Here is a 283-nt window from a genome sequence, read left to right on the forward strand (position 1 = left end):
AGGTCGTCGGTCGAGACCGCCGTCGCTTCGTCGCTGGCGAGGGCGGCCAGGGCCTCGAGCGCGGCGGCGTCGACGGCCTGGCCTTCCGGCGCGGCGGCGACCGGCGCGGCCGTGTGGACCAGCGCCTGAGCAGCGACGGTCTGTTGCTGGGTCGAGGCGGGCTGAGCGGCTTCGGCGCCGGCCGGCGCGGTCGTCTGGGCTTGGGTCTGGGCCGTCTGCACGGCGGCGGCGAAATCGGCGACCTGGTCGGCGGCGACGGCCGTCGCGTCCACGGCCGGCTGAG

1 protein-coding gene is annotated in these 283 nt (G+C 77.7%); it reads right to left on the minus strand.

Annotated features, from left to right (window positions below; all coding sequences use genetic code 11):
• A partial coding sequence (locus tag EIK80_RS26240; RefSeq protein WP_199743649.1) for a hypothetical protein occupies positions 1 to 283 on the minus strand: 283 nt, incomplete at both ends.

This window comes from Caulobacter sp. 602-1, from assembly GCF_003931565.1.
In the GTDB taxonomy this organism is placed as follows: domain Bacteria; phylum Pseudomonadota; class Alphaproteobacteria; order Caulobacterales; family Caulobacteraceae; genus Caulobacter.